This window comes from Paenibacillus sp. Leaf72, from assembly GCF_001422685.1.
In the GTDB taxonomy this organism is placed as follows: Bacteria; Bacillota; Bacilli; order Paenibacillales; family Paenibacillaceae; genus Pristimantibacillus.
Map to the genome: position 1 here is coordinate 55,631 of NZ_LMLV01000005.1, position 14,543 is coordinate 70,173.

General features: G+C 43.3%; 11 protein-coding genes. 10 read left to right on the forward strand and 1 reads right to left on the reverse strand.

Going from position 1 to position 14,543, the window contains the following annotated elements:
* The first annotated feature begins 9 nt into the window (after nt 1–9).
* The 7 genes from ASF12_RS11840 to mutT all read left to right on the forward strand — a co-directional run bounded on the left by ASF12_RS11840 (nt 10) and on the right by mutT (nt 9,670).
* Nucleotides 10–1,230 carry a hypothetical protein gene (locus ASF12_RS11840; protein ID WP_056034450.1) on the forward strand — a complete coding sequence of 407 codons (1,221 nt, stop codon included), beginning with the start codon at nt 10–12 and terminating at the stop codon, nt 1,228–1,230.
* A gap of 16 nt (nt 1,231–1,246) precedes the next feature.
* Nucleotides 1,247–2,119, forward strand: a complete 873-nt coding sequence (locus ASF12_RS11845; RefSeq protein WP_056034453.1) for an ABC transporter ATP-binding protein — start codon at nt 1,247–1,249, stop codon at nt 2,117–2,119.
* A complete protein-coding gene (locus tag ASF12_RS11850; protein WP_056034455.1) occupies nt 2,113–3,336 on the forward strand; it encodes an ABC transporter permease in 1,224 nt (407 codons plus the stop codon). Before ASF12_RS11845 ends, ASF12_RS11850 begins: the two co-directional genes overlap by 7 nt.
* The gene (locus ASF12_RS11855) at nt 3,317–5,356 is read left to right on the forward strand and encodes a DUF5050 domain-containing protein (protein ID WP_056034458.1); all 2,040 of its coding nucleotides are present in this window, start codon (nt 3,317–3,319) and stop codon (nt 5,354–5,356) included. Before ASF12_RS11850 ends, ASF12_RS11855 begins: the two co-directional genes overlap by 20 nt.
* Before the next feature lie 270 nt (nt 5,357–5,626).
* Nucleotides 5,627–6,013 carry a hypothetical protein gene (locus ASF12_RS11860; RefSeq protein WP_056034461.1) on the forward strand — a complete coding sequence of 129 codons (387 nt, stop codon included), beginning with the start codon at nt 5,627–5,629 and terminating at the stop codon, nt 6,011–6,013.
* An 84-nt stretch (nt 6,014–6,097) separates the two neighbouring features.
* Nucleotides 6,098–9,256, forward strand: a complete 3,159-nt coding sequence (locus ASF12_RS11865) for a DUF3427 domain-containing protein (RefSeq protein WP_056034464.1) — start codon at nt 6,098–6,100, stop codon at nt 9,254–9,256.
* A 15-nt stretch (nt 9,257–9,271) separates the two neighbouring features.
* Complete coding sequence (gene mutT, locus ASF12_RS11870) at nt 9,272–9,670, forward strand: 8-oxo-dGTP diphosphatase MutT (protein ID WP_056034467.1); 399 nt, start codon at nt 9,272–9,274, stop codon at nt 9,668–9,670.
* Nucleotides 9,671–9,747: 77 nt separating this feature from the next.
* Here mutT and ASF12_RS11875 read toward each other — a convergent pair whose 3' ends face one another.
* Nucleotides 9,748–10,356 (reverse strand): transglutaminase-like domain-containing protein, encoded by a 609-nt coding sequence (locus tag ASF12_RS11875; RefSeq protein ID WP_056034470.1) that lies wholly within the window; start codon nt 10,354–10,356, stop codon nt 9,748–9,750.
* Between the two features lie 528 nt (nt 10,357–10,884).
* Between ASF12_RS11875 and ASF12_RS11880 the strand changes: the two genes are divergently transcribed.
* From ASF12_RS11880 to ASF12_RS11890, 3 genes are all read left to right on the forward strand, one after another.
* On the forward strand, nt 10,885–11,829 hold the full coding sequence (locus ASF12_RS11880) for an ABC transporter permease (protein ID WP_056034473.1): 945 nt from the start codon (nt 10,885–10,887) through the stop codon (nt 11,827–11,829).
* 15 nt (nt 11,830–11,844) lie between these two features.
* On the forward strand, nt 11,845–12,717 hold the full coding sequence (locus ASF12_RS11885; RefSeq protein WP_056034476.1) for a carbohydrate ABC transporter permease: 873 nt from the start codon (nt 11,845–11,847) through the stop codon (nt 12,715–12,717).
* A 77-nt stretch (nt 12,718–12,794) separates the two neighbouring features.
* Entirely contained in the window at nt 12,795–14,474 is a 1,680-nt protein-coding gene (locus ASF12_RS11890; RefSeq protein ID WP_056034481.1) for an ABC transporter substrate-binding protein, read from the forward strand.
* Nucleotides 14,475–14,543: the final 69 nt, after the last annotated feature.

The following is a 14,543-nucleotide window of genomic DNA, read 5'->3' on the forward strand; positions in this document are numbered from 1 at the left end:
GAAACATGTATGATGCGAATGAAGCTTTTGATTGTGACCATGATTTTCTCTTTGCTTATCGTGGGATGCACACAGGCAGAATTGAATCCTACACCTGTGAATGCTGCTGCTGAAGCTGCTCCGTCTTTTCATGAGACGCTCCCTATAAATCCCACCGAATCATCTCCTCCATTGGAATTACTCTTGGAAGGGATACAGGGACATATCAGGAACGTCCATTATGCTGACGAAGACCATGTGTTGATATCGGCGAACAAGCTATATCTGTATGACTTAGATACCGGTCGCATTACAGCGGAAACTTCGGATGAAGGAATTCAATCAATACGAAAGGTAGAGGATGGCTATGAAGCTATTCGAGTTGCTGCCGATTTCGGAAACAATAGCAGCGGGGGCGGTGGGGGAACATCGGGCGGCGACATTACATACAGCGCTATCTTTTACGAACCCGATCTAGTTAAACAATCAGAATTCAATTTCAGTTCTCTATTAAAAGAGAATGAACGGATTGTTTCCCCTGAGTCCATCGCGTTCTCGGCAGATGGTAAACGAGTAGCCTATGCTACGAATAACGGACTATATCTGTATGATTTCAATATGAGTCAACAAACAACGCTCATCGATTTAAAGCAAGCGGAGCTTACTGATCTTAAGGAGCGTTCAGGTGTTGTTGCATTTGAACAAATTGGATTTACGAATGGGGACAAGGACTTGGTCTTTACGGCGCAAAGCTTTGATGTTCCCCCTATCGACGGCAAACCTTCCTTTTCTACTTGCGGCACAGTTCATTTGGATGGTAGCAAATTGACAAACCAAAAATTTGAGTCTTATACATGCAGAGAGTTAATCGACTACAACGAGTTTGTATTTTTTGCTGAGGATCTAGATTTTACTATTCCTTCGGGAAAGCTGTTGGTTATGAATATGCCTAGCGGTAAAACGAGGTTTCTTTCCATGATCGAAGCAGGCGAAAGTCGATTTGTTTCGGGATCAGATAGGGGAAGCTATTTCGCGACAACGCTCGCAGATCAGAGCGATTGGAAAGTTCGGATATATGATGCGAATACAGGCAAGCTTGAAGATGAGCAACGAATCTCAAGCGATGGAGATATGCGTTATATGGCTCAAGATCCAATCGTTAAAATACTGGATGAGAGACGGGTTTATATCGTATTGGTAGGCGCAAAGAACCCTGAAATTCAAACAAAAGTTGTGATCGGCCAGTTTTAAGAGGAGTGAGCAGCCTGTGAAAGTAACATTTAAAGAGATTTCGAAACAATATAAAGGTAAATATGCACTACAGAATTTTTCCGCAGAGTTGGAAAATGGCGTTTATGGTCTATTGGGAACCAACGGCGCTGGGAAAACAACGCTAATTAATATTTTTGTTGGCATTCTGAAAAGTGATAAAGGGCAGGTGCTTATCAATGATGTGGACGCAAGAAAATTAGGTATCCAATTTTTATCCCATATTGGTTACTTGCCGCAGTTCCCACACTTCTATAAAAACTTTGAAGTGATGGACTTTTTGAAATATATGTGCGTATTGAAGGAGATTCCTCTGCATCAAGGGGAGAAACGAGCGAAGGACTTGCTGGAGATTGTCAATTTAAGCAGCGCAGCGAGTACAAAAATTGGCGCTTTGTCTGGAGGGATGCGCCAGAGAGTCGGAATTGCGCAAGCGATGTTGGGCGATCCAGATATTTTGATTTTGGATGAACCGACAGCGGGACTTGATCCTCAGGAACGAATTCGCTTCCGCAATCTCATTACCAAGTTCTCTGAGAATCGAATCGTTTTGCTTGCTACCCACATTGTTTCCGATATCGAGTTTATCGCAAACCAGGTTATTTTGCTCAAAGACGGACATTTGCTCAAACAGGATACGCCTCAAGCGCTTGTGGAAAGTTTGAAGGGAAAAGTATGGCATGTAGCGGCAACAGACAAAACTTTGGATGAGAAGATTCAGCGGCTTAGAATCAGCAATATGCTGCGGGAGCAGGATAATATCCTTCTGCGGGTTATAGATGATGAGAAACCCGATGTTCATGCAGTGAGCGTACAGGCCAATTTGGAGGATGTTTTTCTGTACTATATCGGAGATGGCGAACAATGGTGAGGCTGATTGGCTTTGAATGGCGTAAGCATTTTCTGAAGAGGTCCATGATTGCAGCAGTGCTGCTTTTTTCTGTCCTGAATGTCGTCAAAATATACAGCGTGTACGAAGGAAGCTCATTGTTTACAAACCCGGGCTGGAAAGAGTTGTATTGGGAGAAGTACGCTGATTTCGGTGGAACGATTAAGAACGAGAAAATAGAGAAGCTTATGGATATTTATTGGCCGCTTGATCAACAGGTAGCCGAACGGACGACCAGTACAGAGTATCGTACTCCAGATACCTACTTGTCCAATGTCTACGAGGATTGGAACTTCTTTCGTTTCAACTACGTCCAACCGATGAAGTATGCATACGATTACAAAGCGTACGCCCAAGGTGTCGTTAGCGCGGCAAATGAAAATATAGCGTTTTATGAATCGTTGGGTAACACATACGAGAGTAGTAAGAATGCAGCTATTGCGGAGCTTTTTCAAGGACGTTCAATCACGAGTTTTGCCTACACGGAAATGTATCAATATTATGTTGGGTATGATTTTTCAGGTTTACTAGTGTTGTTGATTTGCTTGTACGGATTAATGAGTGTTTTTCTGTATGATAAGGAAACAGAAATGGATATTTTGCTCCTTACGACTAAGGCAGGAGGAGGCGCGTCAATTAGGGCAAAACTTATAGCCTCTGCCTTATTTGTGTCTGGTGTTTCCTTGTGGTTTTGGTTAATAGATTTTGTTGCATTTTCTACGATATTCGACTCATGGGATGCAGCTTCTTCTCCTTTGTACATGCTTGAAGATTTTATCCACGCTGCACTAAACGTGAGTTTGGGGCAATACGCTATACTATCAGCACTTGTCAAAACAGCGGGAATGCTTGTGTTTGCCTTGGCATTTTTGTTCATGTCGAATTTGTTCCGAAATGCACTTATTCCATTTATTATCGGTTTATCTGTTTCGTTTGTTTGTATTTACTTGGAGGAAGTTTATATGGGCTCGGGGCGTATTTGGATCAAAGTCATAAACCCATTTGTATTGTTGGTTAATCGAGAATTGTTTCGAAAAATAGAGTTTGTTTCTATGGCGGGCTTTTCCCTTCCAAGTTATATCGCTGCCTTATTGATAACGACTGCCTGGGGAGTACTGCTTCTTAGCGGCATTTTAATTGTTGTGAGGAAGAATGCTCTGAGGAAGGGGGGAGAGAAACGTGTCCATCTGGAAGTATGAAATGAAAAAAATGCTTTTCCAGCATAAGGGTTTTTTATTTATCGGTTTGTATTTCATCTTGAGTATTGCATCAATGGTGATTTTGGATAAGCCTGCTAACCCGGATGTTGAGATGAATCGTTCGCAATATCAGTTCTACCTAAATCAGGTTCAGGGTCCCTACTCAGTAGAAACCGAGCATTTTTTTGCAAATGAAGCGGCCAAAATTTCGGATGCGAAGGTTGCCTTACAAAGAATAAGTGATAATTTCTATGATGGTGAGTTGGAAGAACAAGAGTTCCTTACCCATTCCGATTCACTGGCGAGTATTCTGAAGAACGAAAAAGGCTTTCAACTGGCTTACAATCAGTACGTCTATGTGCGTGAAATTCCAGACAATCGTTATTTTCTTTATACCAATGGCTGGGATGGATTACTCTCCAATGATAGTCTTGATATCCTGTTTGTGTTGTTGGTTTTGCTTCTAGTTACACCGATGTTTTGTTACGAGTTTGAAAGTAAGATGGATGCGCTCCTTCTTACCGTCAAAAAAGGATCAAGAACTCATACGTTATGTAAAATCAGCCAGGTGCTCGTGATGGTTAGTCTTCTCTGTCTTCTGAGTGCCGGTTTACGATATGGCTTCTACGATTTCAAATATGGCTTAGATAATGGTCATTATCCCTTAGAAAGCTTGTCCTACTTTGGCACGTCGATCAAAGATGTTACATTGCTTCAATCCTTTTTGTGGATTACGGCAGGTAAACTATTTGGAAGCCTATGTTTTGCTATATTGATTCTATTTGCTTCGGTTTGCTTTAAGAAATATGCGATTACATTGTTTTCATGCACGGCAGTAGTGCTACTACCTTACTATGGACTGCAGCTGGAATCCACCAAATATTTCTTGCCAGGGCCACTTGGGTTCATGGTATCAACTGGCTATTTTCGCGGGAACGAATTTAAGCGTAATTCGTGGGATGATCAGATGGATATGATTTTCCGAGAGGTTTCATTTACAGCATGGAGCATTGTTTTTGCCATTACAGTTAGTCTTAGCGTAGTCATGCTCTTTGTAACCCTGCGTAAGCGATCCAATGTGTGGATTGTAAAACAGCGAAAATATAGAGGGAAGAGACTGCTGCCTACGTTACTCATTCTTTGGATGGTGGTCTCCATGCTTGTTGGCTGTAGTTCTTCTAATGGTGCCATGGCAGGTGTTACTTATAACTACGCTTCTAAGCAGTCCTTTCAAAATAATAAGCATCGATTTTATATGGATCCAAAGGAAATTGAGCTTGGGAATAATCAAATTGTATTTGAGGATCAAACAAGCGGAGAACAACGTAAACTTGTCCGTGATCCTCTGACCTCATTAACTCGAATAGCGGGAGCCATTTTTGGGGATGGCACGGATGTCTACTATATGAAATTTGATTATGAAAAATCAGGTCTCAGAGAAGGTGCTACTCGGTTTTCGGTTATTGGAGTGGATACAACGAGGTTTAATGAAAAAATTATTTTCGAAAAGAAGCTAAGTGCCGATAAGGGCACTGTGCTGGGGCTCGTGAAAGGGAATGCATATGTTGCAAGTTTTTACCTCACCGTGAGCGCCTTCTTTTTGGATGAATCTAGTCTTTACCTCATAGGGCAAACTGATGGACAAACCGAAATTCGGCAAATTAACCGACTAACAGGAGATATGCGTGTTCTTCTCCAAATTCCTGTATTAAGAAGCCTCGCATTTGACGGCCGGACAATCTATTATGTTGATGAGAAGTCCCAAATCGTTAAGTATGATACCAAGACGGACACCATGACAACAATCACCGATCTAATTACGAGGGAGTTTATTTTGACGGAGAGTGAATTAATATACGTAAACCGCAAGGAGCAACAAAAACTATATGCTATGAATTTACATGACTCGACCATCCGTAAGCTAACGGATGTTCCCGTACTTAGTTTTCGATATGACAAACCGTATATTACCTATATCGGGAAGCTAGACATGAAAGAGTATCAGTTAAGTAATATGTGAAGTCGGCGTCGTTTTGATTGCCATAAACCTGATGTGAATATGATGTGAAAAGATATGGACGGGGACGTTGCCCCTGGACGATGCATGAGGAGTACATAATAAAATTATATCGGGATAATTGTGCTGAGCTTTTAATCAAATAACAAAGTGGAGAACTTCCTGTACAGGAGGTTCTTTTTTTCTACATTCTTCGACTCACGGATATACTATTTTGGTGGATATTGGTATGATTATTGTAGAACTCAGATTTTATTGATAGCGGAGGACAAAGTGGAGAAAAAGTATGAATTTTTATATAAAATTAAAGATGTATTGAAAGATAGGGCGTTCGAAGGGGTTCCCCTAGGCAGTAAATTTGATGAATCTAGATTTGAAGATATTAGAATAATAGACGATACGGGGTATCCCATTTATTCATTTAATAATATGGAACTTGAAATTATAGATGATTTAATTTATAGAATCGGAATATGTTGTGATGAATCGGTACTTATTGATGATGTAGTGAAAATATTTGGAGATACTGAGTTTAAAACGTATGAGCAGTTTACATTTGTATCCTACATGTATGATTTTTGTGTAATAAATTTTAAATTTGTAGGGTTAGATGCACCTGCCATAGACATATCTATATGTTCAACTATGTTCATGGACTAATTTAGTTTTTATCTGAGAACCTCAAGAAATATAAGTTAGAAAATCCATGCTTAATGACTGATTTTAAACACACAGAGGTGTTCCATGAAGCAAGGTCTTTATGAACAGATCATTAATAACGGAACGTTGAGGCAGCTGGGGGCATTAGATCCGTCCGCCTATGATATTGGCAAGGAGCCGCTTGATCCGGAGGAAGCTCGGAAGCTGCTTTCCAATTATATCGCGACGGTCATTCGCAGAGCCTTAAAGCTGGTGCGTGAGAGCTCGAGCAGCGACGAGGAAGCGGTACTAGCGCAGGTTCGAGCGTGCAATGAGATGATAGCCTCACTCAGAAATAGCCTCGATCATCAGGATTATGAGGAGCTGGAGCTGCACGAGCAAGGGGAAATCCTTACCTACGTGTATGCCAAGCTAAATTCTCATCGCGCAATCAAAAATGATAAGATTGTGCGGCCAACGACGCCACTATCCCAAAGCTCGCTTTTCACAGGCTCCCATGCCGAGCCCAATATGCTAAACGAATTAAAGCAGGAAATTGTAACGGCGGATCGCATTGAATTTCTCGTTTCTTTTATTAAGTGGAGTGGGCTTCGTTGTCTCATGGAGCAGCTTGAGCAATTTACCGCACGAGGCGGGCAATTGCGGGTAATTACGACTACCTATATGGAAGCGACAGATTTCAAAGCGGTTATGGAGCTAAGCAAGCTGCCTAATACGGAAATTAAAATCTCCTATGATAGCAGTCGTACAAGATTGCATGCCAAAGCTTATGTTTTCAAAAGGGATACGGGATTTACGACCGCTTATGTCGGTTCATCCAATCTTTCAAATCCGGCGCTTACAAGTGGACTAGAGTGGAATTTGAAGGTGACGGAGAAGGATTCCTACGACGTTCTGAAAAAAATCGAAGCGACCTTCGAGAGCTATTGGAATGATCGTGAGTTTACCAGCTATTCAGCTAACGATCCGGAGCATGAAGACCAACTAAAGCAAGCACTTGGAAAACGGGATAAAAATGATTCGAATCAAGAACCGATGTATTTTGCTTTCAATATTATGCCTTACGATTATCAGAAGGAAATCCTCGAGCAGTTGGAAGCGGAGAGGACGTTATACGGCAGGTCGAAAAATTTGCTCGTCGCAGCTACAGGTGTAGGCAAAACGGTCATTTCTGCTTTTGACTACCGACGTTTTACTCAGCGTAACGCCCGAGCCAGGCTTTTATTCGTGGCACATCGTGAAGAGATTTTGAAGCAAAGCCTGGACACGTTTCGCTTTGTTCTGAAGGACTTGAACTTTGGTGAGCTGCATGTCGGGAGTCATCAGGCTGGGTCTATTGATCACCTTTTTATCAGTATTCAAAGCTTTAATACGCTTAAGTTAACGGAGCATACAACAGCGGACTACTACGATTTTATTATTGTGGATGAGTTTCACCATGCTGCGGCGCCAACCTATCAGAAGCTTTTGGCCCATTACCGACCGAGCATTTTACTGGGCTTAACGGCAACGCCTGAACGGATGGATGGCAAGGATGTTCTGCATTATTTTGACGATACGATTGCTGCTGAAATTCGTCTAACGGATGCGATTGACCGGAAATTGCTTAGTCCCTTTCAATATTTTGGGGTGAGCGATCATGTGGACCTATCTCAAGTGAAATGGTCAAGACGAGGCTACGATCTGCAAGAGCTTGAAAACCTATATACGAACAACAAAATTCGAGCCACACAAATCATTAACAGCTTGAAAAAATATGTGACCGATGTAGACGATGTGAAGGGTCTTGGGTTTTGTGTAGGGGTTAACCATGCGCTTTATATGGCTAAAGTCTTTAATGAAGCCGGTATTCCAGCGCAAGCGTTGCATGGCGGTTCAAGTGAACAGGACCGGAATCAAGTCAAGCATAAGCTCGTAAATGGCGAGCTGAAAATGATTTTTGTCGTAGACCTCTACAATGAGGGTGTCGATATACCAGAAGTGAATACGGTTTTGTTCCTGCGTCCGACGGAAAGTCTGACGGTATTTTTGCAGCAATTAGGCAGGGGCCTCCGCTTGGCGGAAGGGAAGGAATGCTTGACGGTTCTTGATTTTATTGGCCAATCGCATAAGGACTACAATTTTCAAGATAAGTTTCGAGCGATTTTGGGAAAAACGAAGCATTCTGTCCAGCATTATGTCGAGCATGGGTTTTCGAGTCTCCCGAAGGGCAGCTTTATTCAGCTAGAGAAGCTGGCCAAAACCTTTATTCTACAAAATTTGAAGCAGGCAACGATAAATAGACGAAGCCTGATTTATAAGCTGAAGTATTTTGAAGGGGACACAGGACTGGAGCTGAGCCTTGAGAATTTTGTCCATTACCATGGGATGACCTTGCAGGAGCTTTATGGCGGGAGAACAGGAAAACGTTCCTTTCGAGGCTTGATGGTGGAAGCAGAGGTTCTAGATGCGTTTGAAATGGAGCAGGAGGATTATTTAGTCAAACGATTGCCTGCCTTGCTAAGCCTTAACTCGCGTAGGCTATTAAAATTCCTCATTGCGTTCCTATCCGGTGAAAAAAGCGTGGCTACAGACGAAGAGCAGCTTATGCTGAATCTTTTCTACTACACGTTCTACTCATCTGAGCCGAACAAACAAGGCTTTACAAGTATGGAGCAGGGTATTCAATTCATTATTTCCTGCCCAGCCTTCCGGGAAGAAATCATTGATATTTTATCCTATAATGAGAAGCATATAAACTTTGTTGACGAGTCCAATGCTTTTCCATACGCGTGTCCATTGGATTTGCATTGCAGGTATTCGACCAATCAAATATTAGCCGCTTTTGGGGTTTGGAACGAAGATAAGGCGCCAAGCTTCCGTGAAGGCGTGAAGTATTTGGAGGACAAGAGCACGGATATTTTCTTTATTACGCTCAATAAATCAGATAAGGATTTCTCGCCGTCCACCCTGTACGAAGACTATGCGATCAACGAGCGATTGTTCCATTGGCAGACACAGAGCCGCATCTCGGAGGAGACGAAAACCGCTCAAAGATATATTCATCATAAGCAGCTTGGCCATCGCATTGCCTTATTCGTTCGGGAATACAAGGAAGAGCATAACTTTACGTCGCCGTTTATGTTTCTAGGGGAAGCGGAGTATGTTAGACATGAAGGAAATAAGCCAATGAGCTTTGTGTGGCGCTTGAAGAAGGAAATGCCTCCTGCCTTAGTGCCGGCAGCGAATAAAGCTATTGTTTAGGAGGATGTGATTGGAATGCTCGAGGTGGCTGCGGCAATTATAAGCAATGAACAGAATCAGCTCTTAATCGCTCGGCGCAAAAAAGGAAAATCGCAGGAAGGTCTATGGGAGTTTCCTGGCGGGAAAATCGAGCAGGGAGAATCGGCGCAGTCCTGTCTCCGCAGAGAGCTGTTGGAAGAGATGCAGATTGAAATCCTTCCTCAGGAATGGTTTGGTGTGAACGACCATTATTATGGTACTACTCATATCCGGCTAATCGCGTATAAAGCCAAGTACGTGAGCGGTGAAATTATTTTAGTCGATCATGATGACTATTGCTGGGTTCGTCGTGAGGAGCTGAAAGGGTATAGCTTCGCGCCAGCCGATATTAAGTTTGTTGAGATGCTGGAGCAAGGGATGAATGGAATGGCTTAATGTTGATTCTTGAACAAAAATATGACCGCGATTTAGGTATAGGCGGTCATATTTTTGTTGCTGTATAGAAGCTGCTCCTACAAGCTTGAAGGCAAATCATGTAGATACATGGTAGTACAATCTGTATTTTGAAGTAATGAGTTGATTGTTTTTGTGTTGGGCTTCGTGTAAATTACCGGATAATCGATTTCATCGTATATTTCACGTATTGGAAAAGCCAATTTTTCTTCTTCTAGTGAGAACTGAGCATCTACCCCCAATTTATTCCCACGTGCATCTAAACGAATCCATTTTCCAATTGACCTAAGAAAAACAGCGTTTAACGCATGGATAACGTGACCCGTATCAGGTGTATCTCCCAAGGTTAGACGTTGGTAACAGAATCCACCCGGTATTCCTTGGCACCTTAATAATGCACACAAAAGGTTCGATTTTGCATAACAAATTCCTTCTTTGAAGAAAAGGACTTCGGATGCTCTGCATGTAATGCGAGAACTTTGAATATCCACTGAATGAGAGATGTGATCACGAACAAATTCAAAGGCCGTTTTAACATAATCCATTTCATTTAATGATTGACTATATAGTTCCGCCGCTAAATCTTTTATCGAAAAATGACCATAATCAACCTCTGTAGTTTCTTCTAAATAATCATCCAGATTACTGGATTCGCATGTAAATGTCATTCTATTTCCCCTCAAATGTTTATTTGTATTATGATTTTATAATTATGCATTATATTGAATGTTTATTCAATATAAGTTTTCCTTTGAAGTTAGGTAAACAGAATAAAAGACGACTTCCAAACACCCGGAAGTCGTCTTTTTCCATGTCACAACTCCAAAATTCGGGAAACGGTCAATCCGTTTCAAATTGTAAATCGTCTATTTTCCGTAATTGGGCATCCTTTTTGGTTATTGAACATTGATGATCGGGGGCGGTTTCGATAAATTGATGGAGTGACCGAACGGGGAGCACATAAGCTTCGGAGGTTCATAATGTGCAGGTGAAGATAGCGAGCTGCAAGGTACACACGCCATCCATTGTTGCTCCAATTAGTGAAAGCGGTTACGAAGCTGAAAAGATCATTCGAACGGTTCGCCGAATAACGTTTCGGGGGTTTGCGTTTAGGGAGGGCAGATAGACGAACAGCATCAAGCTGTATAAAGATTCATTTACATAACACACAAAGTAGAATTTCTCATAAGGAAGGGATGACGCTAGTGGCAGCTCATGCACGAGCCAAGGCTGTAGATCCAACGCCGCTTTGGAAACATGTGAAAAAGGAATGGAAGCTGTATTCGTTCCTTATTATACCGGTAATCTACTTCCTCATTTTCAAGTATGCGCCGATGCTTGGGAACATTATTGCCTTCCGGAAGTATAGGGGCGGGCCGAATATTTTGGGCTCGGAATGGGTCGGGTTCACTTATTTCGAAATGTTTATGAAGGACCCGACGTTCTGGAGAGCCTTCTTCAATGACCTGAACCTCAGCGTGAGCTATCTGCTCGTAAAATTTCCGATTACGTTGATATTCGCGCTGCTGCTGAACGAATTGCGGAGGGTCAAGTGGAAGAAGTTTGTGCAGACGGTATCGTATCTTCCCCATTTTATATCCATGGTCATCGTGGCGGGGATGGTGAAGGAGATCGTTTCCTTAACGGGACCGATCAACAGCGTGTTGAACTCATTTGGCTTTGAGCAAATTTCATTTATCTCCTTGCCCGAATGGTTTCCGGCGATCTACGTCACCTCTGGCGTCTGGCAAAGTCTAGGCTGGGGAACGATCCTGTATTTGGCGGCAATGACCGGCATTAATCCCGCACTTTACGAAGCGGCGAAAATCGATGGTGCCAGCCGTTTAAGACTCGCGATGCACGTCACGATTCCTGGCATTTTGCCAACCATTATGGTGCTCTTGATTTTGGATATCGGCAGCATTCTAGGGTCGAATTTCGAGAAAATCTTGCTTTTGTACAATCCGCTAACCTATGAAACGGCGGACGTCATCTCCACCTATGTTTACCGAATGGGTATTACCGGCGGCAACTTTAGTTATGCGACGGCGGTAGGGCTGTTCGAAGGCATCATTGGTTTAATTTTAGTGACGACCGCAAATGCAGTATCGAAGCGGACGACGAAATCCAGCTTGTGGTAGAAAGGAGCCGTTCAAGTGAAACGAACCTCGGGCTTTAGCACTTTTAACATCTTAAACGGACTATTTATGATTCTGGTTGTCATTTTTACCTTATATCCCTTCGTCTATCTCGTGGCCCAGTCCTTCAGCTCGGAAGCCGCCATTTATGCGGGCAAGGTGACGATCTTTCCGGTGGAATTTACGACCAAAACCTACGAGGTCATCTTAAGCAAGCCTGACTTCTTCCGTTACTACTGGAATACGATTGTTTATTCGGTCATTGGCACGTTTATCGCGGTGGCTGCGACGGCTGTTATGTCTTATCCGCTTTCCAAAGAAAAGCTGCGCCTCAATAAGTTTTTTATTCCATTCGTGCTGTTCACGATGTATTTTGGCGGCGGCCTCATTCCTAACTACATTCTAATTGCGAAAACGTTAGAAATGAGAGATACGATCTGGGCCATCGTCATTCCAGGGGCGATCAGCGCGTTCAATGTGATTTTGATGAAGACATTTTTCGCTGGCTTGCCCAGTGAGTTGGAGGAGGCGGGGCGCGTCGATGGCTTAGGCGTGTTCGGCATTTTCACAAGAATTATTCTTCCATTATCCAAGCCGATTCTCGTTACGATTATGCTGTTCGTTATCGTCGGTATGTGGAACAACTGGTTCGGACCATCCCTCTATTTGCAGTCGAAGGAAAAATGGCCGGTTGCCTTGTATTTGAAGCAAATTATCGACAACGCGGTCAGTCCGACTGAAATCGGGGCTACTTCCGAGCAGATGAGCCAAATTGCGGCAAGCGTCAAATCGACAGCTATGGTCCTGACCTCGCTGCCTATTATTTGCATCTATCCGTTTGTACAGCGGTATTTTGTGCAGGGGATGATGATTGGGGCTGTTAAAGGTTAAGCGATATAATGGGGAGCGCTTCAGGCGTTTCCGTTATATATAAAAAAAAGCTCGAACCAATAAGGGGAGGCAAAACGATGAAATTTGGTAAATCAGTTGTAATGGGTTTGCTGGCGCTGCTGCTCGTGTTTATGACGGCATGCACGTCTGGAAGCGAAGGAACTTCGGGCGGCAATAACAAGCCCGCAGCCTCGAACGGGGCAGGCACGACCGAGTCAGCAGCAGGCGAAGCTAAGGATTATACCTTTGGGGAAGACCAGACGTTCCACTCCAATGAAGCGGTGTCCTACTCCATGATGTACAGCGACCATGAGAATTACCCTTATAAAAAGGACTGGAGACTGTGGAGCGCGATTCAGGAAAAAACGAATGTGACCTTCGATTTGTCGATTACAGCTAGAACCGAATATGAAAATCAGAAGTCTTTGCTGGTAAATAGTGGCGATGCGCCTTATATTATTCCTAAGACGTATGATGAATCCGCTTTCGTGGCAACAGGCCAAATTGTACCCGTCAGTGATTGGGTGCAATACATGCCGAACTATATGAAAGCCGTGAAAGACTGGGGAATGGAAGAGGATTTGAAGGCCAAGCTGAAGGAAGACGGAAAATATTATGTCCTTCCAGGCATGTGGGAGATCGCTGGCGGCGGTTATTCCTATATTATACGCAAAGACGTGTTCGAAGCGGCGGGAGTTGACGTCGAGGGCCAGCAAGGAAATTGGACGTACGAGGATTTCTACGCAGCAATGAAGAAGGTTAAAGAGCATACGGGTGCAAAATATGTCATCTCCGATCAATTCAAGGGCGAATCGGCTCTGGGCATTACCGGCGTGCAATATGGCGTTACCGGAGGATGGGCATTGTCTAACGGTCTGAGCTATGACCACGACAAGCAGCAGTTCTCATTTGCCGATAGCTCGGATGACTTTAAAGAGTATCTTGGTTATTTTAATAAGCTGGTTACCGAAGGCATTATGGACCCTGAAACCTTTACACAAGAAGACGATGTGGCAAAAGCTAAATTTTTCAAAGGCGACACTTACGTGATAAGCGGGATCTATCAGGTATTGGCTGATTTCAAGAGCAAAATGCAGGATCCGAACAGCGAATTATATATGATTACCCAGCCCGGCGGGCCAAAAGGACAGCTCCAGGTTGAGACCTCCCGTTTAGAAAACGGCATTATGATCAGCCAGAACGCGCTTGATGATTTGGGCGAGGAAGGTTTTATTAAAATGCTTCGTTTCATAGACTGGTTCTGGTACTCCAATGAAGGTCAAATGCTCAGCCTATGGGGCGTAGAAGGCGAGACGTATACGCTTGATGCGGAAGGGAAGGTCGTGCTGAATCCAGACATTTATTATAACGGGATGAATGAAGGCGCAGCTAAGCAACTGAACGTCGATTACGGCTTTGCCGGAGGGATGTTCGCCTATGGCGGCTCTGAGAAGCTGAGAATGTCCAAGATGACCGAAGGTGAGCAGGACTTCGTGAAGCGTGTTCAGGATACACGTGAGCAGCGCAAGCTGGCTCCATCGATCATGGCCACTACGGAGGAAAATGAACAAATGAAATTAATCTCGACGCCGCTTATGGATTACGTCAAGACGATGACCTTAAAGTTTATCCTTGGTCAAGAAAGCTTCGACAAGTGGGATAATTATAAGGCTCAGGTTGAAGCGAATGGCAGCACGCGCTATACGGATATGGCAAATGATATTTTTCAGAAGACGAAAAGCGTCTTAGGTTATTAATTGCTAAAAATAAAGGGCTCGGTGTGCAGTCTTCCTAAGGAGGCTGCACCTAGCCCTTTTTTAAAAATA

What these genes read in the sequence shown, in the direction of transcription:
- ASF12_RS11890 (WP_056034481.1), top strand. Translation starts at nt 12,795, where the DNA reads ATGAAATTTGGTAAATCAGTTGTAATGGGTTTGCTGGCGCTGCTGCTC.
- ASF12_RS11865 (WP_056034464.1), top strand. Translation starts at nt 6,098, where the DNA reads ATGAAGCAAGGTCTTTATGAACAGATCATTAATAACGGAACGTTGAGG.
- ASF12_RS11850 (WP_056034455.1), top strand. Translation starts at nt 2,113, where the DNA reads ATGGTGAGGCTGATTGGCTTTGAATGGCGTAAGCATTTTCTGAAGAGG.
- ASF12_RS11840 (WP_056034450.1), top strand. Translation starts at nt 10, where the DNA reads ATGATGCGAATGAAGCTTTTGATTGTGACCATGATTTTCTCTTTGCTT.
- ASF12_RS11880 (WP_056034473.1), top strand. Translation starts at nt 10,885, where the DNA reads ATGACGCTAGTGGCAGCTCATGCACGAGCCAAGGCTGTAGATCCAACG.
- ASF12_RS11875 (WP_056034470.1), bottom strand. Translation starts at nt 10,356, where the DNA reads ATGACATTTACATGCGAATCCAGTAATCTGGATGATTATTTAGAAGAA.
- mutT (WP_056034467.1), top strand. Translation starts at nt 9,272, where the DNA reads ATGCTCGAGGTGGCTGCGGCAATTATAAGCAATGAACAGAATCAGCTC.